At 50.8% G+C, this 23,707-nt stretch carries 27 protein-coding genes, 4 pseudogenes and 2 other annotated features; of the genes and pseudogenes, 9 read left to right on the top strand and 22 right to left on the bottom strand.

All coding sequences use genetic code 11. From position 1 onward, the window contains the following. The first annotated feature begins 165 nt into the window (after nt 1-165). Together OCH80_RS06895 and OCH80_RS06890 are read left to right on the top strand one after the other, a co-directional pair. A complete protein-coding gene (locus OCH80_RS06895; protein ID WP_404539266.1) occupies nt 166-624 on the top strand; it encodes a hypothetical protein in 459 nt (152 codons plus the stop codon). A 162-nt stretch (nt 625-786) separates the two neighbouring features. Further along, nucleotides 787-1,773, top strand: coding sequence for a hypothetical protein (locus tag OCH80_RS06890; protein WP_404539263.1), 987 nt, complete (start codon nt 787-789; stop codon nt 1,771-1,773). Between the two features lie 60 nt (nt 1,774-1,833). Here the strand turns inward: OCH80_RS06890 and OCH80_RS06885 are convergent, their stop codons facing one another. The 3 genes from OCH80_RS06885 to rplJ all read right to left on the bottom strand — a co-directional run bounded on the left by OCH80_RS06885 (nt 1,834) and on the right by rplJ (nt 3,297). After that, nucleotides 1,834-2,232: a hypothetical protein gene (locus tag OCH80_RS06885; RefSeq protein WP_404539260.1), complete on the bottom strand. Its 399-nt coding sequence runs from the start codon at nt 2,230-2,232 to the stop codon at nt 1,834-1,836. A gap of 134 nt (nt 2,233-2,366) precedes the next feature. Further along, nucleotides 2,367-2,732 carry a 50S ribosomal protein L7/L12 gene (gene rplL, locus OCH80_RS06880; RefSeq protein WP_154549478.1) on the bottom strand — a complete coding sequence of 122 codons (366 nt, stop codon included), beginning with the start codon at nt 2,730-2,732 and terminating at the stop codon, nt 2,367-2,369. A 55-nt stretch (nt 2,733-2,787) separates the two neighbouring features. Next, nucleotides 2,788-3,297, bottom strand: a complete 510-nt coding sequence (rplJ, locus tag OCH80_RS06875) for a 50S ribosomal protein L10 (protein ID WP_206989321.1) — start codon at nt 3,295-3,297, stop codon at nt 2,788-2,790. A 34-nt stretch (nt 3,298-3,331) separates the two neighbouring features. After that, nucleotides 3,332-3,458: a sequence feature (ribosomal protein L10 leader region), on the bottom strand. 100 nt (nt 3,459-3,558) lie between these two features. Between rplJ and OCH80_RS06870 the strand changes: the two genes are divergently transcribed. The 4 genes from OCH80_RS06870 to OCH80_RS06855 all read left to right on the top strand — a co-directional run bounded on the left by OCH80_RS06870 (nt 3,559) and on the right by OCH80_RS06855 (nt 8,044). Beyond that, a complete protein-coding gene (locus tag OCH80_RS06870; protein ID WP_404539256.1) occupies nt 3,559-3,960 on the top strand; it encodes a hypothetical protein in 402 nt (133 codons plus the stop codon). Nucleotides 3,961-4,296: 336 nt separating this feature from the next. Then, nucleotides 4,297-5,046 (top strand): YitT family protein, encoded by a 750-nt coding sequence (locus tag OCH80_RS06865; protein ID WP_404539254.1) that lies wholly within the window; start codon nt 4,297-4,299, stop codon nt 5,044-5,046. Nucleotides 5,047-5,184: 138 nt separating this feature from the next. After that, nucleotides 5,185-6,426, top strand: coding sequence for an MFS transporter (locus tag OCH80_RS06860; protein WP_404539251.1), 1,242 nt, complete (start codon nt 5,185-5,187; stop codon nt 6,424-6,426). A 367-nt stretch (nt 6,427-6,793) separates the two neighbouring features. Continuing rightward, nucleotides 6,794-8,044: an ammonium transporter gene (locus tag OCH80_RS06855; RefSeq protein WP_404539249.1), complete on the top strand. Its 1,251-nt coding sequence runs from the start codon at nt 6,794-6,796 to the stop codon at nt 8,042-8,044. Nucleotides 8,045-8,104: 60 nt separating this feature from the next. On the opposite strand, the gene OCH80_RS06850 is transcribed toward OCH80_RS06855, so the two are convergent. From OCH80_RS06850 to rpmG, 9 genes are all read right to left on the bottom strand, one after another. Next, on the bottom strand, nt 8,105-8,224 hold the full coding sequence (locus tag OCH80_RS06850; protein WP_404539246.1) for a hypothetical protein: 120 nt from the start codon (nt 8,222-8,224) through the stop codon (nt 8,105-8,107). 11 nt (nt 8,225-8,235) lie between these two features. After that, nucleotides 8,236-9,228: a 2-hydroxyacid dehydrogenase gene (locus tag OCH80_RS06845; protein ID WP_404539243.1), complete on the bottom strand. Its 993-nt coding sequence runs from the start codon at nt 9,226-9,228 to the stop codon at nt 8,236-8,238. A 105-nt stretch (nt 9,229-9,333) separates the two neighbouring features. Next, nucleotides 9,334-10,332 (bottom strand): glycosyltransferase family 2 protein, encoded by a 999-nt coding sequence (locus OCH80_RS06840; protein WP_404539240.1) that lies wholly within the window; start codon nt 10,330-10,332, stop codon nt 9,334-9,336. Between the two features lie 170 nt (nt 10,333-10,502). Further along, the gene (rplA, locus tag OCH80_RS06835; protein WP_154549137.1) at nt 10,503-11,198 is read right to left on the bottom strand and encodes a 50S ribosomal protein L1; all 696 of its coding nucleotides are present in this window, start codon (nt 11,196-11,198) and stop codon (nt 10,503-10,505) included. An 84-nt stretch (nt 11,199-11,282) separates the two neighbouring features. Continuing rightward, nucleotides 11,283-11,708, bottom strand: a complete 426-nt coding sequence (gene rplK / locus OCH80_RS06830; RefSeq protein ID WP_206989309.1) for a 50S ribosomal protein L11 — start codon at nt 11,706-11,708, stop codon at nt 11,283-11,285. 132 nt (nt 11,709-11,840) lie between these two features. Beyond that, entirely contained in the window at nt 11,841-12,116 is a 276-nt protein-coding gene (locus OCH80_RS06825; protein ID WP_404539236.1) for a hypothetical protein, read from the bottom strand. 5 nt (nt 12,117-12,121) lie between these two features. Further along, the gene (gene nusG / locus OCH80_RS06820) at nt 12,122-12,673 is read right to left on the bottom strand and encodes a transcription termination/antitermination protein NusG (protein WP_154549134.1); all 552 of its coding nucleotides are present in this window, start codon (nt 12,671-12,673) and stop codon (nt 12,122-12,124) included. 97 nt (nt 12,674-12,770) lie between these two features. Beyond that, on the bottom strand, nt 12,771-12,941 hold the full coding sequence (gene secE, locus OCH80_RS06815) for a preprotein translocase subunit SecE (RefSeq protein ID WP_154549133.1): 171 nt from the start codon (nt 12,939-12,941) through the stop codon (nt 12,771-12,773). A gap of 7 nt (nt 12,942-12,948) precedes the next feature. Next, complete coding sequence (gene rpmG, locus OCH80_RS06810; protein ID WP_154549132.1) at nt 12,949-13,098, bottom strand: 50S ribosomal protein L33; 150 nt, start codon at nt 13,096-13,098, stop codon at nt 12,949-12,951. Between the two features lie 290 nt (nt 13,099-13,388). Here rpmG and OCH80_RS06805 point away from each other — a divergent pair, with 290 nt between their 5' ends. Further along, a complete protein-coding gene (locus tag OCH80_RS06805) occupies nt 13,389-15,146 on the top strand; it encodes a 1-deoxy-D-xylulose-5-phosphate synthase (RefSeq protein WP_404539232.1) in 1,758 nt (585 codons plus the stop codon). Nucleotides 15,147-15,296: 150 nt separating this feature from the next. Here OCH80_RS06805 and OCH80_RS06800 read toward each other — a convergent pair whose 3' ends face one another. The 5 genes from OCH80_RS06800 to cysS form a co-directional block, all read right to left on the bottom strand. Continuing rightward, the gene (locus tag OCH80_RS06800; RefSeq protein ID WP_154549130.1) at nt 15,297-15,512 is read right to left on the bottom strand and encodes a hypothetical protein; all 216 of its coding nucleotides are present in this window, start codon (nt 15,510-15,512) and stop codon (nt 15,297-15,299) included. Nucleotides 15,513-15,577: 65 nt separating this feature from the next. Continuing rightward, nucleotides 15,578-16,135, bottom strand: coding sequence for a sigma-70 family RNA polymerase sigma factor (locus OCH80_RS06795; protein WP_302187664.1), 558 nt, complete (start codon nt 16,133-16,135; stop codon nt 15,578-15,580). Between the two features lie 112 nt (nt 16,136-16,247). Continuing rightward, nucleotides 16,248-17,000, bottom strand: a complete 753-nt coding sequence (gene rlmB, locus OCH80_RS06790) for a 23S rRNA (guanosine(2251)-2'-O)-methyltransferase RlmB (protein WP_404539227.1) — start codon at nt 16,998-17,000, stop codon at nt 16,248-16,250. Continuing rightward, entirely contained in the window at nt 16,987-17,430 is a 444-nt protein-coding gene (locus OCH80_RS06785; protein WP_326832019.1) for a ribonuclease III domain-containing protein, read from the bottom strand. The genes rlmB and OCH80_RS06785 overlap by 14 nt, the downstream gene beginning before the upstream one ends. Next, the gene (gene cysS / locus OCH80_RS06780; protein WP_404539224.1) at nt 17,423-18,847 is read right to left on the bottom strand and encodes a cysteine--tRNA ligase; all 1,425 of its coding nucleotides are present in this window, start codon (nt 18,845-18,847) and stop codon (nt 17,423-17,425) included. The genes OCH80_RS06785 and cysS overlap by 8 nt, the downstream gene beginning before the upstream one ends. A gap of 151 nt (nt 18,848-18,998) precedes the next feature. On the opposite strand from cysS, the gene OCH80_RS06775 reads away from it, so the two are divergent. Both OCH80_RS06775 and OCH80_RS06770 read left to right on the top strand, forming a co-directional pair. Further along, nucleotides 18,999-19,583 carry an NUDIX hydrolase gene (locus OCH80_RS06775; RefSeq protein ID WP_404539221.1) on the top strand — a complete coding sequence of 195 codons (585 nt, stop codon included), beginning with the start codon at nt 18,999-19,001 and terminating at the stop codon, nt 19,581-19,583. Between the two features lie 82 nt (nt 19,584-19,665). Next, nucleotides 19,666-19,933, top strand: a binding site (T-box leader). A gap of 234 nt (nt 19,934-20,167) precedes the next feature. Further along, nucleotides 20,168-20,566: pseudogene (locus OCH80_RS06770) on the top strand (transposase); the annotation flags it as partial. Here OCH80_RS06770 and tnpC read toward each other — a convergent pair. The 5 genes and pseudogenes from tnpC to OCH80_RS06745 form a co-directional block, all read right to left on the bottom strand. Beyond that, nucleotides 20,558-21,502: pseudogene (gene tnpC, locus OCH80_RS06765) on the bottom strand (IS66 family transposase); the annotation flags it as partial. The pseudogenes OCH80_RS06770 and tnpC sit on opposite strands and share 9 nt — an antisense overlap. A 40-nt stretch (nt 21,503-21,542) precedes the next feature. Next, nucleotides 21,543-21,695 (bottom strand): annotated as a pseudogene (locus OCH80_RS06760) (transposase); the annotation flags it as partial. Between the two features lie 208 nt (nt 21,696-21,903). Continuing rightward, on the bottom strand, nt 21,904-22,005 hold the full coding sequence (gene tnpB, locus OCH80_RS06755; protein ID WP_404539291.1) for an IS66 family insertion sequence element accessory protein TnpB: 102 nt from the start codon (nt 22,003-22,005) through the stop codon (nt 21,904-21,906). A gap of 76 nt (nt 22,006-22,081) precedes the next feature. After that, nucleotides 22,082-22,263 (bottom strand): annotated as a pseudogene (locus tag OCH80_RS06750) (hypothetical protein). A gap of 191 nt (nt 22,264-22,454) precedes the next feature. Then, on the bottom strand, nt 22,455-23,707 hold a 1,253-nt coding region (locus OCH80_RS06745; protein WP_404539219.1), incomplete at its 5' end, for an LPXTG cell wall anchor domain-containing protein.

Below are 23,707 nucleotides of genomic sequence, written 5' to 3'. Positions count from 1 at the left end.
CTTACAAACGCACAGGCCGTGAGCGACCTGCGTTTTTTTAGTCAGACAAGCTGGCCTCATTCATTTAACATTTTATTGCCTAATTCTGCCCTGGCAAGATTGACATTATTTAACCAAGAATGTAAATTAAAATTAGCTAGTGTTATGTACAGGGAAAGAAAGGCGATGATCATGAAACTCTGGAAGACCGCGCTGGCCGCGTTGGTCAATCTGACAGTCTTGTTGGCTTTTTCAGCCACCAGCACGCAAGCTGCCGTCAAGAAGGTCTCCTACCCGAAGACCGGCTCCTACTGCACGACTTTAGCGACATCTGACGCTTTTGGGATGGGCTATGCCCCTAAAGTCACGGCTAGCGGCGACAAGGTCACTTTTATCGGCAAGTTTACCAAGTTCAAGAACACAGGCTTGTTTCCTGAACCTGAGCACAAGCTGAAGTATGGCAAATACACTTTCACGCTCGACTCGAAATGCAAGTTCGAGGTGCCTGGCCCACTTGATGCCATTCACGTTTCCAAGAAGAAGTTCCTCTCCAACTTAAAAAACGTCAGCCGCCATCATGATGGCCTCGGCGTCGTCGTCTGCGTGAAGAAGGGCAAGGCCAAGACCGTCAGCCTGGTAAGCTAGCCTGACCTGTTTTATATCTCCTGAACTATTTCAGGAGCTTTTTTCATGCTAAAAAATAAAGCGCTTGCACTTGACGGGACCAGCCGCGCGCGCCTATTATTAGCTTGAAAAAAATATCACCAAAGTTACATTTTAAATTCTATTCACAAGATCGAGGACAAAATGAACCGAGAAAAATACACGGAAAAATGCACCAAAGCAGTCGTCAAGCAGATTGCTGCTGCTGACGGCATCAGCAAGAAGCAGGCCCGCGACCGCTTCACCTCTTCGCGGACCTACCACTTCCTGGCAACTGATCCCGGCGTAACCACGAAAGAAGCCCCTGAAAACTTCTTCCAAATGTATGAAAACGACCGCAAATTCGGACAGATGCGCAGCGATGCTGACATGCGCGCCATGTTTGACCTGAACCGGCAAGACGAGCTGGCTGGGGATGTCTTAGCCGCCAAAGAATTCGGCATTGATGAGTCAACCCCTTACGGGAAGAAGATCGCGGCAATCAGCCGCCTGACCGCTGAAACTGCAAAGCTGATCGCCGCGGCTGAAAAAATGCCTGAAGCTGACGCCTTGACGGCATTTGGCGACTCTGACAGCTTCCTCAGCCTGTGCGGCAATTTTAAGAATGACGAACGTGCCCAGGACTTCGCGGAAATGTTCCATAATGAACAAGAATACGGCTGGCCAGTGACTGACCAGGAATTAAAGGACGCCATGGCCAAAGACGAGTCGCTTAGAATGACGGTTGAAGAAATGCAGCTCATTTCAGAACAGATGCCAGACGACCTGACATCCCGCCCTTATGAGGACCAAGTCGTCATCTATCTGCCAGTTCTCTTGCGGGAAATCGCCAAGCTGATCGCAAAGAGCGAGCAGATCAGTTCAGCTGCTGCCAGCGACCGCTTCATGGCCTCAAAGACCTGCCAGGAATTGACCACCACTGCCTTGGACATCGGCAGCGAAGACCCCGTCTACTACCTGCAAAAGTACTTAAATGAGCAAAAGTACGGCCTGCCCCTGGATGACGAAAGCTTGGAAATCTACCAGGAGCTGCAGAAGGACTTTGAGGAGCCAAAAAGCCAGAAACAAAACAAGAAAGGCAAAAAGCACAAAAAACACAAGAAGGACAAGAAAAAGAAGTCCAAGAAATAGAAGTCCAAGAAATAGCAAAACAGCGCCTCTGTGGTCGAACGCAGAGGCGCTGTTTTTGTTTTAAAATTCGTAGTGGTTGTCAAAATGCAAGCTCAAGGCCAAAGCTAAAGTCCAAAAGACCAGCAAGGCGATGATCTCAGCCACGTTGCTCCAAGACAGGCTGTAAAAGCACAGACTGACCTGGTTGGCCACAAAGACCGAGGCCGCGTAAAGGTTGACCAGCAGCTGCCCCGTCCAAAGCAGCAGGCGCAGCGGCTTAGAAGCTACTCGCTGATGCAAGTCTTTGTAGAAAACAGACCAGGCCACTAGCAAAATCAACAAGAGGATCGTCCCGGCCACTGGCAGATGCAAATTGCCAAAATGTCCGCCCGCGTAGAGGTTGACCAGCAGCTGGACCCCAAAAAGGACGCTTGCTTTCCGGCTTTGCGCCGGCTTCACCGGCATTCCTTGCTTTTCCATTATCCTCACCTATTCCTTTCAAAAACTGACTCTCCTATGTTTAATAATAAAACGGATTCAGGAAAATGCCAAAACAAAAAAGACGCATGCGAATGCATACGTCTTTTCGAATAATTAATGCCCGAAGGCTCTAATTATTTCAAGGTTACAGTAGCGCCAACTTCTTCAAGCTTAGCCTTAAGGTCGTTAGCTTCGTCTTCTGACAAGCCTTCCTTGATAACTACTGGAGCACCGTCAACAGTCTTCTTGGCTTCAAGCAGACCTGCGCCAGTAACTTCCTTAACGATCTTGATAACCTTAACCTTTTCAGTACCTGCTGAAGTCAATTCAACGTCGAAGCTTGACTTAGCTTCTTCAGCACCAGCAGCGGCACCGGCAGCAGCTACAGGAGCAGCAGCTGATACGCCGAATTCGTCTTCGATAGCCTTTACCAGGTCGTTCAATTCAAGAATTGAAGCGCCCTTCAATTGTTCAATAATGTTTTCAGTATCCAAAGCCATTATAAGTATCCTCCGAAAAATAAGAATTTAGATATTCTAGTTTAAAATGACCAGACTATTCAGCTGATTCTTCCTTTGATTCAGCAACAGCCTTAACAACGTATGCGAAGTTGCGTACAGGTGCTTGCAATACAGAAAGAAGCATTGACAACAGACCTTCGCGGTTTGGAATAGCAGCAAGTTCTTCGACTTGTTCCTTGGAAGCAACCTTGCCTTCCAATGCGCCACCCTTAATTTCAACTACGTCATACTTCTTAGCGTATTCAGCAGCGATGTGGGCTGGAGCAGTGATGTTGTCTTCATCATCAGTGTAGATAACTGCTGATGGACCAACAAATACAGGGTTCAAGTCTTCCAAGCCGGCTTCAGCAGCAGCGCGACGCAGGTAAGTGTTCTTCACAACCTTCATCTTAGCGTTGCTTTCACGCAATTCAGCACGGAATGCAGTAACTTCGTCAACAGTCAAGCCAAGGTAGTTGATAACTACGATAGACTTAGCTGACTTCAGTTCTTCTGCGAAAGCTTCTACGAACTTTGCCTTAGCAGCGATAGTAGCTTTACTCAAAATTTTCACCTCCATAAAATTTATGTAAAATTCTATAAGGCCTAAAAAATCTCCATGCCAAGAGACATGGAGAAAAAATAATCTTCATTATCTTCTGGCCTCGGTGGGAATGGATTGAGGCTTTGCGCCACCCACGTCTTAGGTTAAGAATTTACTCTATCTATTATAGAGGGTTTGTCACGATTGTCAAACGTTTTTTCTGCTTTTTTTCAAAAAAACTGGTAGAATCTCTAAAAGAGAGATTTTAAGGAGGCAACTCGCTTGAAGAGCAAACTTATCGACATTTTCTACTTTGGCCTGGCTGGGACTTCTGGCACCTTGAGCGTCATGAGCCTGCTTGCCGACCACAAAGCTTCTTCCATCATCCTGGACGTCCTGGGCCTGATCATCAGTGCCTACTTCGTGATCCGTGGCTTCTTGGACATCAAGAGCGAAAACGCGAAGCTGGACAAGAACTGGCAAATCCTGTCCTGGATCGCCTGGTCCATCCTGCTGATTGGCGTCTGCGTGGCCATCGGCGGCTACAAGGCCGGCAACACCCCCGTGGGCTGGGGCGGCTTCATCGCCTTCCTGGTCTGCTGCTTCATCGTGCCTGAGCAGGCCAACGACAAGAATTTTCACGTCAAGAGTCGGGACGATACCGGCTTTGATGACAAGCGCTAACGCAGCTTGAAACAACAATGAGCAAACGAAAGGCTTCGCTGCCATATGAAGTGCCCTACAATTGTTAGACATAGACATCTAACGATTGTGGGGTATTTTTATGACCAAATATTCATCCGAACTAAAAGTACAAATTGCTTCTGATTATCTTAACGACAGAGGCTCATACAATGGATTAAGCAAAAAGTATAATATCGCTGCGTCAATAATTCGTACGTACTTAAGCAAATATGCTTAGACATATTCTATTGGACACAAAGCTGTTAATAAACTAATCTTTATTGATGACTGAATCGTCAATTAGAAAACCAGAAAACAAGTTAAGAAGATTTACATATGAGGCATCACTTGAATCTCAGCAATTCTCAATTCAAAATTCAAACGCTTTTTCATTCTTTCAAACCCGCCACTGGTGAAGGCTTTGACCCTCTCCCGCGCCGCCTGACCGCTTTAGCACTTGGCCTGGTCCTGAATGCTTTTGGCAATGGGATCACCATTTCCAGCAACATTGGCACCGCCCCGTGGGGCGCTTCAGAAGTCAACCTGGCGCACATCTTCCACATCAGCATTGCCCTGGCCATGTTTTTGACCGGCTTCTTGGTGGCAGTCGTCAACCAGCTGCTCTTGCGCCGCTTTGACCTGCCCCGCTTCTTGGGCGAGGTCGTCTTCATCGCCGGCTTCAGCTACTTCATCCAGCTCTTTACCACCCTCTTCTCTGCTCTAGGCCTGCCGCGGCTGCCTTTGACCTGGCGGCTGGCTGTTGGCTTATTGGGCATCATGACCTTGGGCTGCTCGATTTCTTTTTATCAAAGAGCCAACCTGATCATGCACCCCAATGATGACACGACCAATATCCTGCGCTTCATGTACTGCCGCAACAAGGTCATCCGGGCCCAGCTGCTCAACTTCAGCGTGCCGGTCCTGATCACCGGGATCTGCTGGCTGATCAGCGGAAAGGTCTATGCCGTCAACCTCGGAACCCTGTTGTGCATCCTGGTCAATGGGCCAATGATCGCCCTGGCTGACCACTGGCTCTGGCACAGTCTGCACCACAACATCACCGCGCCTAAAGCTATGACTGATTAACTCAACGACTCCAGCTCGGCTGGAGTCGTTTTTTGGTCCCTAATAGTCCTTGACAAGCTTACGCAATCTATCAATAATGAGAACCGATGCAAAATAAGCAATGTCCGTGAGCATTAATTTTGGAGGTACAAATTAATAATGGATAACACCCAAAGCTCAATGACCACTAACCAGAAGTGGGTCTTGGCCTCCATGTCTTCCGGCTTCTTGCTGGAAAACATGGACGTCATGTTTCTGTCGTTCTCACTGTCGGAAATCATCGCGCAGATGCACATCAGCTCCGCTGCCGGCGGCTGGATCGGCACTTTCACCAACCTTGGCATGTTCTTTGGCGGCGCCCTCTTCGGGCTGCTGGGCGACCGGATCGGCCGGGTAAAAACTTTCAGCTACACGATCTTTCTCTTCGCCATTGCCACTGGCCTGACCTACTTTGCCCACAATATCACTGCCCTGTATGCCCTGCGCTTGCTGGCCGGAATCGGGGCCGGGGGTGAATACGGGGTCGGCATCGCCTTGATCGCCGAGAACTTCCAGGCCAGCCAAATCGGTCGGGCCAGCTCAGTCGCGGCCATCGGCGGCCAGGTTGGCTCAATCGCCGCTGCTTTGCTGGCAGCCTGGATCATCCCTGCCTTTGGCTGGAACACCCTTTTCCTCTTTGGGATCGTGCCGGTCATTTTGACCTACTTTGTCCGCCGCCACGTCAAGGAAAGCGATGAATTTTTAGCAGCACACAAGAAGGCTGAGGAGACAAGTGAGAAAATCTCCTTCAGCCGCCTGTTTGAAACGCCGCGCCTGGCTATGCAGACTTTGGGCTTAATGGTAATGACCATCGTACAGATTGCCGGCTACTTCGGCTTGATGAACTGGCTGCCTTCAATCGTTCAAAAGAAGCAAGGCCTGTCAGTGTCCGGTTCTTCCTACTGGATGATCGCGACTATCATTGGCATGAGCATCGGCATGCTGGTCTTCGGCACTATCTTGGACAAGATTGGTCCCCGCTGGGCCTTCGGCATCTTCCTTTTAGGCAGTGCCATCGTGGTCTTCGCCATCGTCAACGTGACCAGCTACTGGGCTATGCTTTTGGCCGGGGCCTTGACCGGCTTCTTCTCCAACGGGATGTTCGGCGGCTATGGGGCGGTCATCAGCCAGCTTTATCCAACTGAGATCCGCTCTACGGCCAACAACCTGATCATGAACACTGGCCGAGCCATCGGCGGCTTCTCCTCAGTGGTCATCGGGCTGCTGATGGATCACTACAACCTGTACGTGGTCATGGGCTTCTTGTCTGCCCTGTACGTTATCAGCTTCCTGGTAATGGTCAGCCTGCCAGGCTTAAAGGAAATCCAAGCGCAAAAGCAGCTGCTGGCTCAAGAAGGCTGATCTTTAATTCATCAAACACCCATCTAAGCTAATTTAGATGAGTGTTTTTTTGGCTTATTTTCGACAAATCAGCTCACTTGGGGCAAACCGCGAACTTAATTATCTTCAGTTTGCAACCGGTAACATGTTTGCATAATTAAGAGTTGCCAGATCCGGTCCAGCCCCGCATTTTTTAAGAAAAAACGCTCTTGAAACGCTTTCGACTAAAAAATCGAAAGCTGCCAGCGGGCTTTGCCTAACTTTTATCAGCAATTTCTCAAAAATAGCCCACATCGGCAAATTGGTCTAGAGTTTTCATAACGACAAAAGCGTGTTATAAAAGTAAACATAAATCAAGCAAACAAATTGGTATGTGAGGAGAGATTTTATGAACACCGCCAACACAGTCTTTTTGATCGTTTCCGCGATCCTTGTCTTCTTTATGACTCCCGGCCTGGCCTTCTTCTACGGCGGGCTGGTTTCCAAGAAAAACGTCGTCAACACGATGCTGTCCGTCTTCGTAATCTGCGGCTTAGCCATCGTCTTATTCGTGGCCTTTGGCTACGAAATGTGCTTTAACGGCGATATCGGCGGGGTTGTTGGCCAAGTCCGCCACTTCTTCCTGTCAGGCGTCGACCTGAACAAGATCGTCTTGAAAGACTTGGGCATCAACAGCGCCACCTACCTGGTCTTTGAAATGATGTTTGCCATTATCACCCCAGCCCTCTTCGTTGGGGCCACGGTCGGCAGAATGCACTTCAAGTTCCTGCTCTGGTTCGTCGTCATCTGGTCTATCTTGATCTACTACCCCCTGGTACACATGGTTTGGGCTGCCGGCGGCTTAATGGCCAAGTGGGGCATCCTGGACTTCGCCGGCGGGACCGTCGTGCACATCAACGCCGGGATTACCGCCTTGGTTTTGTCCATCTTCCTTGGGCCGCGCTTCAACCGTAACGTTAAGCCTTACAGCATTCCTTGGGTTCTGCTGGGCACTGCTATTCTCTGGCTGGGCTGGTACGGCTTCAACGCCGGCTCTGCCTTCGGCATGACTGACATTGCCGTCAACGCCTTTTTGACCACTACTGTTTCAACCGCCGTTTCCATGGTCACCTGGATGCTCCTGGAAACTGCCGTCAAGTCCAAGCCAAGCTTGGATGGGGTCTGCACCGGTGCCCTCTGCGGCCTGGTCGGCATCACTCCAGGCACGGGCTACGTCACCAGCGTCGGTGCCTTCTTTACCGCCATTCTCTGTACCCTGGCCAGCTTCCTGTTCATCAACTACGTCAAGCCGCGCCTGGCTTACGATGACCCACTGGACGCCTTTGGCTGCCACGGGGTTTCCGGGATCGTCGGCTCCTTGACGGTTGGCCTCTTTGCCACTAAGAGCGTCAACCATTCCGTCGCCTTGAACGGCCTGTTCTACGGCGGCGGGATCAAGCTCTTCGGCATCCAGCTGGCCGGCACCCTCTTTACGATCGTCTTCACGGCCGTCATGGCCAGCCTGATTATCGTCGTGCTCAAGCGCTTCGTAACCATGCGGGTCAGCGCCAGAGACGAAGAAGTCGGCCTGGACCTCAGCGAGCATGGTGAACTCGCTGATGCCTACTTGAGCGACAGCACTCCGCTTTCCGCCAAGTAATTTTTCACCGCTTTTCTGATTAATATCATCTCTAAATCACACCTTAATCCTTTAATATCCCTATATCTCTTTACCAAAAAGACCTGTGCTCGCGCACAGGTCTTCTTTTTGCTCTCGCTGCCTAATCTTCTTAGCCGGAGCCTTGAGCTCCAGAACCATAATCGTGATAATGATGGCCAAAACGCCCTTGCTTACAGGCAGCCGTTAACGACCCGTTCCGGCCGCTTGCCCTCAGCCACGCGCTGGACGTTCTCCCACATCATCCGGTAGCCGCGCTTGAACGACCCAGTCGTGATTCCGCCAACGTGCGGCGAGTAGAGAACTCTGACCCCAGCTGCCGGCACCAGGTCAACCAGTGGGTTGTCGGCCGTCGTTGGCTCTGGGGCAACCGTGTCCAGGCCCGCGCCGGCAATCTGGCCGCTTTCAAGGGCCGCCCGCAAGGCCGCATTGTCAACCAAGTCCCCCCTGGCCGTGTTGACCAAGTAGCTTCCCGGCTTCATCTTGGCCAAAAAGTCCCCGTTGACCATGCCCGTGGTTTCCGGAGTTACGGCCACATGGAGGCTGATGATGTCGCATTCTTCCAATAACTCGTCCAGTGGCAAAAACTTGACGTGGTGGCTGCCTTCAACTTCCGGCGTCCTTCTCCGGTGGTTCCAGTAAAAGGCCTGGCTGCCAAAGGCATGCAGGCGGTCGGCGGTGGCCACCGCGATGTCACCAAAGCCCACCAGGCCCACCTTGCAGTCGGCCAGGTCAGTGATTCCGCTGACCATCATCGCCTGCTTGACGGCCAGCTGGCGGCCGGCCTTTTCAGCCTCATTGCCGCCCACGACGTCGCGCAGCAGTCCCAGCATCAACAGAATTGCCTGCTCGGCCACGGCCCCGGCATTCATGCCCTTGCAGTTGCAGACTGGCACGCCGCAATTTTTCGCGGTTTCCGTGTCGATTCCATTGTAGGCCACCCCTTCAGAGTGGATCAGCTTCAAGCCGGGCAGCCGCTTGATCAGCTCTCCCGGCACCTTGGCGATGGCATCGGCCAAAAGGACGTCCGCGTCCCCGGCCTTTTCGACGATCTCTTCAACCGGCGCGTCCAAGTCAAAGAAGACCTTGTCCGTCTCCTTGACGATTGGCCAGTCTGGCGCGTACTTGGCGCTCCGCTTTGGATCTCCGATAATTGCTGCTTTCATTTCTTTGCCCGCCTTTCTTGCTTATTTATTAATCATATCGCTATTTTAGCATTGATCAGGCAGCAAATGAAAAAATAATTAAGATAAGGCAAGGCGAGGCAATGCTTAATTGAACGAGTACAAGCGCTGCAGCACCAGGTAAGTCCAAGAGACCACGTGGCGGGTTGGCCGGTTGTCTCTAGAGACGAAGAGGCCAACCAGACGGTGACGGAGCTTCTTGTAGGTGGCCAGGTCATAAGTCTTCAAGAAGCGCCAAAGATCATCCTTCTTGGCCAAGTATTCCGGCTTCTTCCCCCGGATCAAGATGACGCTGGTGACGCCCGTGACGGCTTCCAGGAAGTAGTTCATGTACTTGGCGTATGGCGCCCGCTTATCGACCTGGGAGGCATAAAAGACGATCAATTTCTTGTTGATCATGATCTGTTGGTCAATCTTGCGCAGCATTACGGATTCATTGACGGACTGGTCGTCGCGGCCAATGAAGTAGTGGTAGAAGTCGACTGGCAGATAGTACATGGTCTTGACGTGTACCATAGGCTCGAAGACAAAAATATTGTCATCATATGAGACCTTGGTCGGGAGGGTCACCTGGGCCTGTTCCAAGACCTTGCGGTTGTAGATGACTGAGTGCAGCATGAAGTACTGGCCCAGGTTCAGCTTGACTTGCGGCCAGGAAAAGATCTGCTCTTTGGGCAGGCGGGGGAATTTGACCACCTTTTGCCGGTGCTTGGCCGGCTTGTCATAGACGTAGTTAGCCAAAAAGAGATCAACCTCTGGTCCCTTTTCCAGGGTATCCAGAACCTGCCGGTAGGCCACTTGGTCCAGCCAGTCGTCAGAATCGATGATCTTGACGTACTTGCCGCTTGCCCGCTTCAAGCCGTTGTTGATCGCCCCGCCGTGGCCGGCGTTGGCTTCGTGGATTGCTTCAACGTTGTCGTATTTGGCCGCGTAGTCATCCACCATTCTTGGGGTAAAGTCGGTTGACCCATCATCGATCAAAATGATCTGAACCCTCTCGCCGCCTGGCGTCAAGGAATCAACGCAGCGGTCCAGGTAGGCCGCCGAATTGTAGCAAGGAACAATTAGACTTAATAGCTTTTCCACGATAATCCACACTTTCTAGAACTCAGTTAAGTAATTATACCAAGAATTACGCGGCCAGCGGGATTTCAGACGCTAATTTATCGCAATTTTAAGCAGCAAATATGCAAAGAAAAAGACTTCCCAGACAGCAGTCCGGAAAGTCCCTTTAATTTCAAACTTTAGTATGAAGATTAGCCCATCAAAGCAACTGGGTCAAGCTTGATACCAGGGCCAAAGGTTGCGGCAACAGCGCAGCTCTTGATGTATTGACCCTTAGCAGCAGCTGGCTTTGCGCGCAGGATAGCGTTTTGCAAAGCGCGGAAGTTTTCAGTAAGTTGTTCTTCAGTGAATGAAACCTTACCGATAGCAGCGTGGATAGCAGCTTGACGGTCAACGCGGTATTCTACTTGACCTGCCTTAACGTTCTTAACAGCCTTGGCAGTATCCATAGTAACAGTACCAGTCTTAGGGTTTGGCATCAAGCCCTTAGGCCCCAAGATACGGCCCAAACGACCAACCTTAGCCATCATCATTGGAGTAGCGATAACGACGTCGAAGTCCAGGTAGCCGTTTTGAACCTTTTCTACCAAGTCGTCAGCACCAACTTCGTCAGCACCGGCTTCCTTAGCAGCGTCAGCTTGTGGGCCTTCTGCGAAGACGATAACCTTAACTGACTTACCAGTACCGTTTGGCAGAACGATTGAGCCACGGATTTGTTGGTCAGCTTGCTTAGGGTCAACGCTCAGGTTGTATGATACTTCTACTGAAGCATCAAAGTTAGCGTATGAAGTTTCCTTAACCAGCTTGATAGCGTCTTCTACTGAGTACAACTTGCTGCTGTCAACTTTCTTAGCAGCTTCTAAATATTTCTTACCATGCTTTGGCATGAAAAATCCTCCTTGTATGTGTGGTCAAACGAGCTTTTTCCTTTGCTCTCCCACCTGACTTGCTAATTTAGTTAAATTAACAAATTAGTCCTTTACTTCGATACCCATACTTCTAGCAGTACCTTCAACCATGCGCATAGCAGCTTCGATTGAGGCAGCGTTAAGGTCCTTCATCTTAGTTTCGGCGATTTCCTTAACTTGAGCAGTGGTTACTGAACCAACCTTGTTCTTGTTAGGTTCACCTGAAGCCTTCTTCAAGCCGGCAGCTTGCTTAAGCAATACTGGAGCTGGAGGAGTCTTAGTAATGAAGTCGAATGAACGGTCTTCGTAAACGGTAATAACTACAGGAATGATCATGCCCTTTTGGTCAGCAGTACGAGCATTGAAGTCCTTAGTAAAGCCAACAATGTTGATCCCTGCTTGACCCAAAGCAGGACCTACTGGAGGTGCAGGAGTTGCAGCGCCAGCTGGAATTTGCAATTTAACAACGTTAATAACTTTCTTTGCCACGGTCAATACCTCCTTGATTCCGTGATGCGGTTAAAATGGAGAGTTTCCACACTCCCCTCCCACAATAATAAAGTACGTCTAATATAGTACAACGTAATCCCTTGCTTGGCAAGGGCTATTTTCAGGACTTTGCTACTTGCTCAAGGCGAGCCCGTAGAAGTAGTCCAAGGCAAAAATAACCATCAGGATCAGCACCAGCAGGAACTTGGTAAAAAAGTTCTTCTTAAAGAAGGGAAACAGCTCCATAAAGGCTCCGCTGAACAAGAGCGTGGCCCCAACGCCGTAAAAGCCCGCGGTCTGGCTTTGCCTCATCAAGAGCGGCTCAATGGCAAAGCAGATGATGGCCAGGGCCAGCCAGACTTTCCGCCGGTTGCCCTTTTCTTGGAAAAATTCTTGGAATTTCTGCATCTTCCTTAGTCTTCAAGCTTTTCAACCTGGTCAAAGTCCAGTTCGGCAGTCGTCGCGTGGCCAAACATGTCGATTGACAGGTACAGCTTGTCCTTGTCGTCTTGGATGTCAGTGATCTTGCCGACCATGCCGTTGAAGGCACCTTCAGTGATCTTGACGTTTTCGCCGACTTCAAAGTGAACGTCTGCCTTCTTGGCTGGCTCGCCTTGCATGTGCAGGATGCGTTCTACTTCTTCAGGGTACAGGGGTGATGGCTTGGAGCCACCGCCGTGGCTGCCGACGAAACCAGTAACGTTAGGAGTGTTCCGGACAATGAACCAGCTTTCGTCAGTCATGACCATTTCAACCAAGACGTAGCCTGGGAAGACCTTTTCGCTGACTTCTTGCTTCTTGCCGTGCACGTCTTCCAGCTTTTCTTCTTGCGGAACGACCACGCGGAAGATGTAGTCTTGCATCCCCATTGACTGGGCCCGGGACAACAGGTCAGACTTGACCTTGTCTTCAAAACCAGAGTAAGTGTGCAGCACGTACCATTGCTTCTTGGCAGTTTCAACCATAGTAAATATATCTCCTTTTAATTTTGGCAAACAAAAAAACCTCGCGATGAGGTTTTCCACTTGAATATGTCTAAATTATAACATAAGTCTTGCTCAATTAGAGCACAATTTGAATCAACTTTTCGAAGACCCAGTCCAAAGCGCCCAGGAAAATCGCGTAAAGAAGTGAAGTCACGACAACGTTGAGCGTGTCACGGCGGTTTTCCTTGGCACTTGGCCAGTGGACCAGCTTCATTTCATGACCAACGCTCTTGAAAAACTTAATCATCCTTGTCTTACCTCGTTTCCTTATGCAGAGTCTTCTTGCCGCAGTGCTTGCAGAACTTGTTCAGTTCCAAGCGCTGCGTGCGGTTCTTGTTCGCAGTGATTGAGTAGTTGCGGGACCCACAGACGCTGCAGGCCAAAGCTGCTTTCTTGACTGCCATAGTTTTCACCTTCAAACTTCGTTTAATTTTAGCAAAAAAAGCCATTATTTTCAAGCTGATTCGCCCCTTGGCGACATGACTTTTCATGATAGCACCTTTTTCCGCCTTTGTCAGCCATGGCGTTATGCATTTTTGGAATTTCATCCCCTGAATAATTGCTATTAGCAAATGCTGACTGCGTCCGCTATGCTAAAGTCAGGCAAGCGAGCAGATCATTTTCCCACTTCCCTGACTTTTTCTATAATAAACCTGTAATAGTAAAAATTGCAGTCATAATTAAGGAGCAAAAAATGAATCAACATCCTGATTATTTGTTGAACAAGATCAAGTCACCGGCCGACCTCAAGCAGCTCAGCCTGGCGCAAATGCAGCGGCTGGCGGAAGAAATCCGCACCTTGATCATTGAAAAGGACTCAGTCACGGGCGGACACTTGGGTCCAGACCTGGGGATCGTGGAAGCCACGATCGCCTACCACTACGTCTTCAACGCCCCTAAAGACAAGATCGTCTGGGACGTCTCCCACCAGACCTACCCCCACAAGATGCTGACGGGCAGAGCTTATGCCTGGCTGGACCCTGACCGCTACGGGGACGTGACCCCATACAGCAACCCGGAAGAAAGTCCTTACGACTACTTTGCCGTCGGCCACACCTCAACCTCCATCTCCCTGGCGACCGGGATGGCCAAGGCCCGCGATTTAATGGGCGGCAAGGAAAACATCATGGCCTTAATCGGCGACGGCTCCATGACCGGGGGCGTAGCCTTTGAAGGCTTGAACAACGCGGCCATTGAGCCCCACAACCTGGTCGTCGTAGTCAACGACAACCAGTGGTCCATCGACAAGAACGTCGGCGGCTTGACCGTAGCCTTGAAGGCCCTGCGCGACAGCAACGGGCAAGCCGCGGCCAACCCCTTCACGGCCATGGGCTTTGACTACCGCTACGTTGCTGATGGCAACGATCTGGAAGCCATGATTGAAGCCTTTAAGGGCGTCAAGGACGTGGACCACCCGATCCTTTTGCACATCAATACCTTAAAGGGCAAGGGCTACCAGCCGGCCATTGACGATGAAGAAGGCCACCACTGGGTAATGCCTTTCAACTTAAAGGACGACTCAAGCAAGGCTCCTGCTTCCAAGCCATCCCCAGCCAGCGTTGCCGTCAAGACGGTTGAAGAAGCCATTGACCAAGGCAACAAGCACATCATGGCCATCAATGCCGCCATTCCAGGCGTCTTTGGCTTGGACGACATGAAGGTCAACTACCCAGCCCACTACGTTGACGTCGGCATTGCTGAGCAGGAATCCGTGGGCTTCGCGGCCGGTTTTGCCAAAGAAGGAGCAACGCCAGTCCTGTTTGAGAACTCAACCTTCCTGCAAAGAGCCTTTGACCAGCTCTCCCACGACGTGGCCGCCAACAATCTGCCAGTCGTCATGGTCGTCGCGGGCGGGACGATTAACCCCAACTCCAAGACCCACGTGGGCTACTTTGACCAGGTCATGCTCTCCAACCTGCCAAACTGGACCTACCTGGCGCCAAGCAGCTTAGCTGAAGTCAGGGCCATGCTCAACTGGGCCATTGAGCAAAAGCAAGGCCCAGTTGCCATCAAGCTTCCTGGCGGCAGCGTCCCTGAAGGAGACCCGGAAAACACCCTGGAAAACTATGACAAGATCAAGTACCAGGAAGTCAAGCACGGCGAAAAGACTGCCATCCTGGCCTTAGGCGCCACTCTGGAAAAGGGGATCAAGGCAGCCGAAGAGCTTGGGGCTTCCCTCTTCAACCCAATTTCCGCCAACATCCTGGATACGGACTGCCTGAACCAGCTCGCCAAAGACTACGACCTGATCCTCACCCTGGAAGACAATACCCTGGACGGCGGCTTTGGGCAAAAGATCGCTTCCTACCTGGCTGACAAGCCGATCTTGGTCAAGTCCTTTGGCTTAAGCCGGATGTACATCGACACTGACATGTCCTTTGCCAAGATTCTCGAAGACAACCACCTGAATGTGGACCAAATCGTGGCCGACGCCCGGGAGCTGCTGGACTAGTCCTTTTCAAGCAAAACAGCAAACAAAAAGCACTTGCGGATGCAAGTGCTTTTTGTGACCCCTCCCAATCCCTGACGGGAATGCAAGCGAGTCTGGATGTAGGTCAAAAATGTAGTTAGATAATCTCAAAAATTAATCTTCAAACTATAACTATTTCTTAAGGTGTTCGTTGACAAATGAAATAATCTTGTCATCGCTGTCGTTCAGGAATGGAAGCATGGCTTGCTCGGTCTTGTCCGTGTCGTGGCCATTTGATTCCATGAAGTAGTCCCAAAGAGCGTCTCTAACAGGGGTGTCAGCGTCGCTCCAGTCGAATACTTCTTTCATTGAACGGTCCAGCAAAGCAGTCTTCATAATTTCTGACATTTTGATTACCTCCTAAATAAATTCATCCTACACCTCTTATTATAATCACTTTCTCCATGAATGCGTTATTTTTTACTCGTAAAATTTTCCCGAATTTTCTGGATTGCCCGGTACTTGGCCCGGTTGAGGCCCTTTTCAGCCACCTGGCAGCTGGCACAGACCTCGCTTTTCTCCTTGACGCCCAATAAGACCAGGAAAGCCTGCAATTCCAGCTTGGACAACTGGCTCAAGGCTTCCTCAGCCGTAAACCAGACTGGAATGACCTCTTGGTAGTAGATGTTGGACTCTTCTTCGGCGTCCTCATCGCACAGGGGCTGCAAGCCGCGCTGCGAGCGTCTTTTCAAGGCCTGGGCATTCCGGCAGAGGTTGATAAAGCGGTGGCGGAGGCGGATCTTGAAGAGAGCGCCAAAAGGCCGGCAGCGGGCAGGATCATATAGCAGCGCGGCTTCATAGCAGACGATCAAGGCCTCCTGCTTCCAGTCGCAGGCGTCATAGTCCGTCAGGTAAAACTGCCGCCGGCAGTTGTCCACCAATGGCTGGTAATTCGCAAACAGTTTCTTTAATGCCTGGCTGTCGCCCTTGCGGACGCGGGCGATCAGTTTCAGCTCTTCTCCTTTTTCCATTATAAAAGCCCTTTCTACTGAATTTTAAAATCAGCATAAAGGGCTTGTTTGTCTTCTTAAATCGAACCGGAGTTTGTTCTAACTCTTAAAAACGGCTTGTAAATGATTTGCCTTACAGGGGATGACGGCTGTTAAAGGCTTGGTAGAGCAGGACCCCAGTCGCCACGGACGCGTTCAGGGACTGGACGTGGCCGATCATCGGGATGGTCAGGGTCTGGTCCATCTGCTTGAGCAGCAGCGAGGAAATCCCCTTGCCTTCGTTGCCGATGACCAAGACCGTCTTGCCGCTGGCGTTCCAGCGGCGGTAGTCCTCGCCGGCCATGGCCGTCCCAAAGATCCAGTAGCCGCGTTCCTTGAGGGCCTGCACCGTCTGCACCAGGTTGCCCACCCGGGCAACTGGCACGTGGTCAATGGCCCCGGTTGAGGTCTTGGCCACGACGCTGGTCAGCCCGCTGGCCCGGCGCTTGGGGATGATGACGCCGGAAACGCCGGTGGCATCCGCACTCCGGAGGATGCTGCCCAGGTTGTGGGGGTCTTCAATGTTGTCCAAAAGCAAGAGCAGCGGGGCTTCTTCCTGCTGGTCCAGCTGGTCCAGGAGCTGGTCAAAGTCAGCGTACGCGAACGAAGCGACCGCCAAGACCAGGCCTTGGTGGTTTCCGCCCTGGACCAGGGCGTCCAATTTGGACTTAGGCACGCGCTGAACGATCAGGCGCTTCTTTTTGGCATAGCGGTAGACTTCTCTGGCAAAGTCTTCTTGAACCCCTTCCGCCAAGAAGACCTTGTTGATCTTCTCCGCTTCCTGCGTTTTCAAAAAGTCGATTCCGGCATGCCGGCCAAAGACAAAATCTTCGTTACTTGAAGACATACTCATCAGTTCCTCCATTTTCAACTTCATCGATGCACCAGGCAATCAGCTCCGCGACCCGCGCCCCCTGCCCGGCCAGGTCCAAGTAGCCGATAATGGCTTCAAAGCCCGTGGACATTTCATAGGTATGCAGGCTGGTGTGCTTGGCCTTGGTGTGGGTCTTGGCATTTCTGCCCCGGCGAAAGGCCGTCAATTCGGCCTCATTCAAGACGCCGTCGTCCTGCATCTTGGCTACCAAAGCTGCCTGGGCCTTAGCTGACACGTAATAGGTCGCGGCTCTTTGCAGGTTCTGCGGCTTGAGCATCCCGCCCTTGATCAGGTGCCGGCGGATGGCCGCCTCATAGATCCCGTCGCCGAGATAGGCCAGGGTCTGCCCGCTCAGGGTATCTGGGTTGATCTTGCTTTCAGTCAGCTTCTTTGCTTTATTCACGGCTCCACCTTGTTCCTTGCGGGGTATCCTTGATGGCGATCCCCATCGCCTGCAATTGGTCACGGATTTCGTCACTCTTAGCCCAGTCCTTGTTCTTTCTGGCTTCGCTGCGCTCAGCGATCAGGGCTTCAATCTTGGCGTCGTCATCACCGGCTTCTTGAGCCAAAAGCTGGTCAGCGTCAATGCCAAACACCCCAAGCCAGGCAGTCAAATTGTCCTTGAAGGCCTTAAGGGCTTCCTTGTCAGCCTTTGGCGCGTTGGCATTTGAGTTCACGGCTGACAGGGCTTCATAGATCGCCGTCAGCGCGTTTTGAACGTTGAAGTCGTCATCCATGGCCCCGTCAAACTTGGTCTTGGTCTCTTCAACCAGCAGCTGCAGGTCAGCGTCAGCCAAGGATTCAGTGTCGTCAGCAAGCCGGTAGCCGATTGAGGACAGGGTGTTCTTGAAGCGGTTCAGGATATTGGCGGCTTGGGCCAGGTTCTCTTCTGAATAGTTGATCTGGCTGCGGTATTGCACGCTGGCCATGAAGAAGCGCAGCACCTGGGGGTCCACCTTTTGCAAGATGTCGTGGACCGTCACGAAGTTGTGCAGGGACTTGGACATCTTCTCCTCATCCTTGCCGACCGTGACAAAGCCGTTGTGCAGCCAGTAGTTGACGAACTTGTGGCCCGTCTTGGCCTCGCTTTGGGCGATCTCGTTTTCATGGTGCGGGAATTCCAGGTCCTGCCCGCCCCCGTGGATGTCCAGGGTGTCACCCAGGTACTTGGTGGACATGACGGAGCATTCGATGTGCCAGCCTGGCCGCCCCTTGCCCCAAGGAGAGTCCCAGGCAATCTCGTCAGGCTCCTTTTGCCCCTTCCAGAGGGCAAAGTCGATCGGGTCTTCCTTGCGGTCCTGTTCTTCGTCATTGACGTGCTTTGAGGCCCCTTCTTCCAACTGGTCGATGTTTTGATCGCTCAGCTGCCCGTAGTTCTTGAACTTCTTGGCCCGGTAGTAGACGTCCCCGTCTGCTTCATAAGCGTAGCCCTTGTCGATCAGGGTCTGGATAAAGTCAATGATGGCCGGGATTTCGTGGGTTGCCCGCGGGTGCAGGGTTGCCGGCTCAATGTTCAAGGCCGTAGTGTCTTCCAGGAAGGCCTTGATGTAGCGCTCAGCCAACTCCGGCACCGTAGTGCCTTCAGCGCGGGCTTCGTTGATCATCTTGTCGTCAACGTCAGTAAAGTTGGAAACGTACTTGACCTGGTAGCCCTTGTATTCAAAGTAGCGGCGGATAGTGTCAAAAGCGATGGCGCTTCTGGCATTGCCGATGTGGATGTAGTTGTAGACCGTCGGACCACAGACGTACATGCTGATTTGGCCCGGGACCAGCGGCTTAAATTCTTCTTTTTGGCGCGTTAAAGTGTTAAAAACTTTCACTAGACTTTCCTGCTTTCTTTTAAAAGTTTTTCCTTGCCTGCAATCATCACTCTTCATTTTAACAGACAATCCGCCTTGTTGGCGCAAATATCACAGCCGGCCGTGGTAAAATCTAAAAAAAGAGGATTTTTTCAAGAAAGAGTGGATAAAGATGAGTCTGATCGAAGACTTGCGCGAATATCAGCCATATAACGAGCAAGAAGCAGCCGACGTCAAAGAAATGATCTACCGCCTGGAAACTGGGGAAGAGCTGTTTCTGCGGTCAAATTTAGCCGAGCACTTCACGGCTTCGGCCTGGGTGGTCAATCCCGCACGCGACAAGACGCTAATGGCCTATCACCGGATCTACGATTCCTGGGCCTGGCTGGGCGGACATGCTGACGGCGACCATGACTTGCTGCGCGTGGCCTTGAAGGAAGTCACGGAAGAAAGCGGCGTTGTGGCGCGTCCCGTCACAAATCAGATCTATTCAGTCGAGATTTTGACCGTTGATGGCCATGAAAAGCACGGAAAATACGTTCCTTCCCACCTGCACCTGAATGTCACCTATCTCTTGGAAGCCGACGATCGTCAAGCTATCCGGCCTAAAGAAGACGAAAATAAGGCCGTAGCCTGGTTTGGCTTGGAGGAAGCCCTGGAGAAGTCAAGCGAGCCCTGGTTCGTTGACCGGATCTACAAGAAACTGAACCAGAAGCTGCAAGCCTATCCAGCAAGCAGCCCCCTTTCTGCGAAATAAGCGAAAAAATTTTTTCAAAAAAATGTTGACAAATGCCAAGGAACATTTTAAGACTGCTTTAATAAAAAAATAAGTTAGATCTACAAAGGTTTTGATTAGAAGAGTAGCTAAATTGGCGACTGAAAGAGAGCCCGGATGGTGAAAATGGGCAGCCGGCTTTTAGTGAAACACATCTAAGAACCGGTCCGCTGAAATCAAGTAGGCTGACCCGCTAGCGAGCGTTGCCACGGCTGCCCTGACTGTTTCCAGTCTTGCCAGGCAAGCGGAGAGTAGTTAGCGGCAGTGTAAGGTCAGCTTTCGTGAGGAAGCTGATGAATTTGAAGTGGGACCACGACACAATCGTCTTCAAGGGAATTATTTCCTTGAGGGCGATTTTTCTTTTCCTAGAAATCTAATCAGCCGCGAGAAGGAGCATCGCATGTTTAGCAAACGACATTGCCATTTACGTCAACACAACCAGCAATCAAAGAATCAAATTGAACACCGTTCCGATCCAGTGAAAAAATCGTTTTTACTGAATCAGAGCACAAAAAATCCATTTCAACCTTCTGGTAGAATATGAATTACCACAAAACATTTCTAGACTAGAAGCCAAAAGAAAGACAAAGGATGACCTGCACCAGAACAAGACCGATAAGCTTGATGCAATGTACCTTGCCAAGCTGCAGTCTGAGCACCCGCAACGGCTGACCTATGTTCAAAGCGAAGAATATCAAGAATTGATGGCCAACAACCGCATCTACGAGCAGGCTTCGCACGATCTGATAACCAACAAAAATAGACTGCACAAAGCCATTCAGCTCACTTTCCCAGAGATTGAGCACCTAATGGCTAATCCGAGAGGAAAAAACTACTGGAGTATTGTTCTCAGATTCCCGCACCCTGATATCGTACTAGAAACAAAAGAAGCCAATATCATCGACTTCTTAAAGAGCTTATCTGGTATTGGTGAAAAACGTGCCAATGATCTGGCGCAGAGGCTTTAACTCAGACTGTCGCTTCTCGTATCTTTCTTTAGCTGAAAGCTCCTTCCAGGAGCGCTCAAGGCTAAACATTTGATCACAGTAGTGGATACCTTGTCTGGCAACTGAAGTCGCGTCGGACTCTCTGGCCTTGTCTTTAGGCAAGGAGTCACAGAACTTCCGCCTTGCATGAGCCATACAGCCAACAAGAGTCACATCTTGTTGGCTTAATCGCAGATAGCCAGGATATTGATCACAATGAAGGGATCCGCTAAAGCCTGTGAGGAAATCCCATGCTTCGGTGTCTTTTCGTGACTCGTGGTGATATAGAACAATCGGCGTCTTGGCATGATTGCCTGACAAGAAAGTCCAGGCATAGTCTTTGGCTCTTTCGCTGTCTAGAACTCGGTACGGCGTCTCATCTGCGTGAATGACCTCCAGCTTTAGCTGCTCTTGTCTCAAGCGCTCGTAAAGGCTGGAAAGGTAGTACTCACAGACTTTGATATGCCAATTGGAAACCGTCTTGTGATCAAGCGGAAGGCCCATGCGCCGCAAGTCCTTTTCTTGTCGGTAGGCAGGAACCTTGAGAACGTGCTTCTGATAGATCGTATTTGAGATCAAAGAAGCTGAGCCAAGACTGTTGGTTAACGGTGCCTTGGGCACTGGAGCCCTGATAATCTTGTCAGCCGGTGCTTCATCACTGCAGTGCTGGCACTTGTAAGAGTGGTGAATGTGATCGATTCTCTTAATCTTGGCTGGAACGTACAGCAGCTCTTGTCTAGCGCAGAAGACGCCGATCTCTTTCAGCTCGTGGCGGCAGTCCGGGCAGGTAAAGTCATCCAATCGGTAATGAACCTGCTCGCCTGGAAGAGAAGCTAAAATGTCCTGCTTTCTGCCGACCTGCTTGCGCCTCTTATAAGTAATAGTTTCGGTAATGCGAGGGCAAGTCCTCGTCATCTTCACCGTCAGCCTTGTCTTCGTCAAAGAGACTCAGCTAGTTAGTATTGACAACGTTCTTTTCGGAGGACTTTCCATAAAGCTTCCTGGTCAAATACTCAACCTGTTCAGTAAGAAGGGCAACCTGCTTGAGCAACTCTTCGTTAGTTGCTTTGAGCGTTTCGATTAAAGCTGAAGTGTCTTTGTCGGTCATGGTTGTTGTCCCTCCTTGATTCATAGGCATAAAAATACCAGAAAAGCTCGTGAAATCAATACATTCACGAGCTCTTGTGTTTTTGGATCAATGGTAAAGCCCTGCATCAAGCGCATGACTTGCTCATCGGACAGCTCTCGCACTTCGTCTTCATTGTTTGGCCAAGCGTGCTTCCGTTCTCTAAGCGTTTATAGAGCAGCCAGAAGCCCTAGCCATCCCAATAAAGTGCCTTGAAGCGGTCCTTACGACTGCCACAGAAGAGAAAGACGCACCCAGAGAAGGGATCGAGATGGAAGCTCTTCTTAACTATGTAAGCAAGCGAATCGATCCCTCAATGCATGTCGGTCTTGCCGCAAACAATGAACACGCGACCCAGTTCTGCCAGATTAATCATGGCTCAAGAACCTGTCTACGACTTCGAGCATAAGCTATTAATGGCATCACTGTAAAATGACAGCTCACCCCCATTGGACTTCAGGTTAAGAACAAGCCGGTTCTTTCCAGGCCTACTCTTAGGTCTGATTCTGTCCTTTGGCAACTCGAGCTGTACGATTGGATGTTCAGTCATAATATCGTGTTCCTCCATATTCAATTGTTAAGAACAGTATATGACTATTGAACAGAGGTCGGCAGATACCGCGCTATTGGGTGCGTACTGACATTCTTATCATGCACTAATGTATCACAAAACCAATAAGCAGGCAGCAAAAAAGGCGGATGCCCTCAATTCTTGAGATCATCTGCCTTTTTCGGGTTTATTTAGTTTTCCTTCTTCTTGCGCTTGAAAGCACCCAGGATGCCGATCCCGCCAAGGATGGAAGCAAGTCCTAAGCCAAAGGCGGCCTTGGAATTGTCTTCACCGGTTTGCGGCAGCTGGTCTTGAGCTTGCGCAGACTCCTTGATGCTGATCGTCTTGGCCGGTTCAGCGGTCTTGACAGCCTTAGGTGCCTTGACAAGAGTCTTGACCAGCTTTTCGGCCGGCGCCTTTGCAGACTTTGCAGGATTTGCTGGAAGACTTTCCACCTTGCCAGGTGTCGTAGTCTCACCAGGGGTTGTGGTGTGATCGTATGGAACCGCAGTGTCCTTAGACGGATCCGTTGGAACTACCGGGTCGCCTGGCTTGCCGTTCTTTGGAGTCCAGCTTGGAACTTCTGGAACCTTGACGTCCACGACCTTGGTTGGGTCATTTGGATCAGTTTCATAAGGAACTGGGTTGGTCCCTGGAATTGGGTTGCCGTTTGAATCTACCGGAACGACGCTGCCGTTTGGAGTGTAGACAACGGTGTAGCTGCGGTTTGGATCAGCTGGAGTTACGGTCTCGCCGCCCACGCTCTTCTTGTCGGCAGTGTAGCCTGGGACTACTGGGGTATTTTCAGGATTGTAGGTATGATTCTTCTGATCCCAAGTAGTCGTGGTCTTGCCAGTGACTTCGTCCTTGGTTGTCTTGCCAGTGAAGGTCGTGCCTTCTTCAACCTTCTTGGTCTTGACCACCTTGCCGTCCTTGTCCTTGTAGACGTAGGTTACGGTCTGCTTGCCAGTTGTCGTAGTCTCACCAGGAGTTATGGTGTGATCGTATGGAACCTCAGTGTCCTTGGTTGGATCCTTCGGAGTTACAGGGTCGCCTGGCTTGCCGTTCTTTGGAGTCCAGCTTGGAACTTCTGGAATCTTGACGTCCACGACCTTGGTTGGGTCATTTGGATCAGTTTCATAAGGAACTGGGTTGGTCCCTGGAATTGGGTTGCCGTCTGGATCTACCGGAACGACGCTGCCGTTTGGAGTGTAGACAACTTCGTAGCTGCGGTTTGGATCATCCGGAGTTACGGTCTCGCCGCCCACGCTCTTCTTGTCGGCAGTGTAGCCTGGCTCCACTGGAGTCGTTACTGCAGTGTACTTGTGGTCTTTTTGATCCCAAGTAGTCGTGGTCTTGCCAGTGAATTCGTCCTTGGTTGTCTTGCCAGTGAAGGTCGTGCCTTCTTCAACCTTCTTGGTCTTGACCACCTTGCCGTCCTTGT

Source organism: Lactobacillus sp. 23-2, assembly GCF_044902225.1.
In the GTDB taxonomy this organism is placed as follows: Bacteria; Bacillota; Bacilli; order Lactobacillales; family Lactobacillaceae; genus Lactobacillus; species Lactobacillus absianus.
The sequence above is the reverse complement of the archived record's forward strand: the minus strand, read 5'-3'. Positions and strand labels throughout refer to the sequence as shown.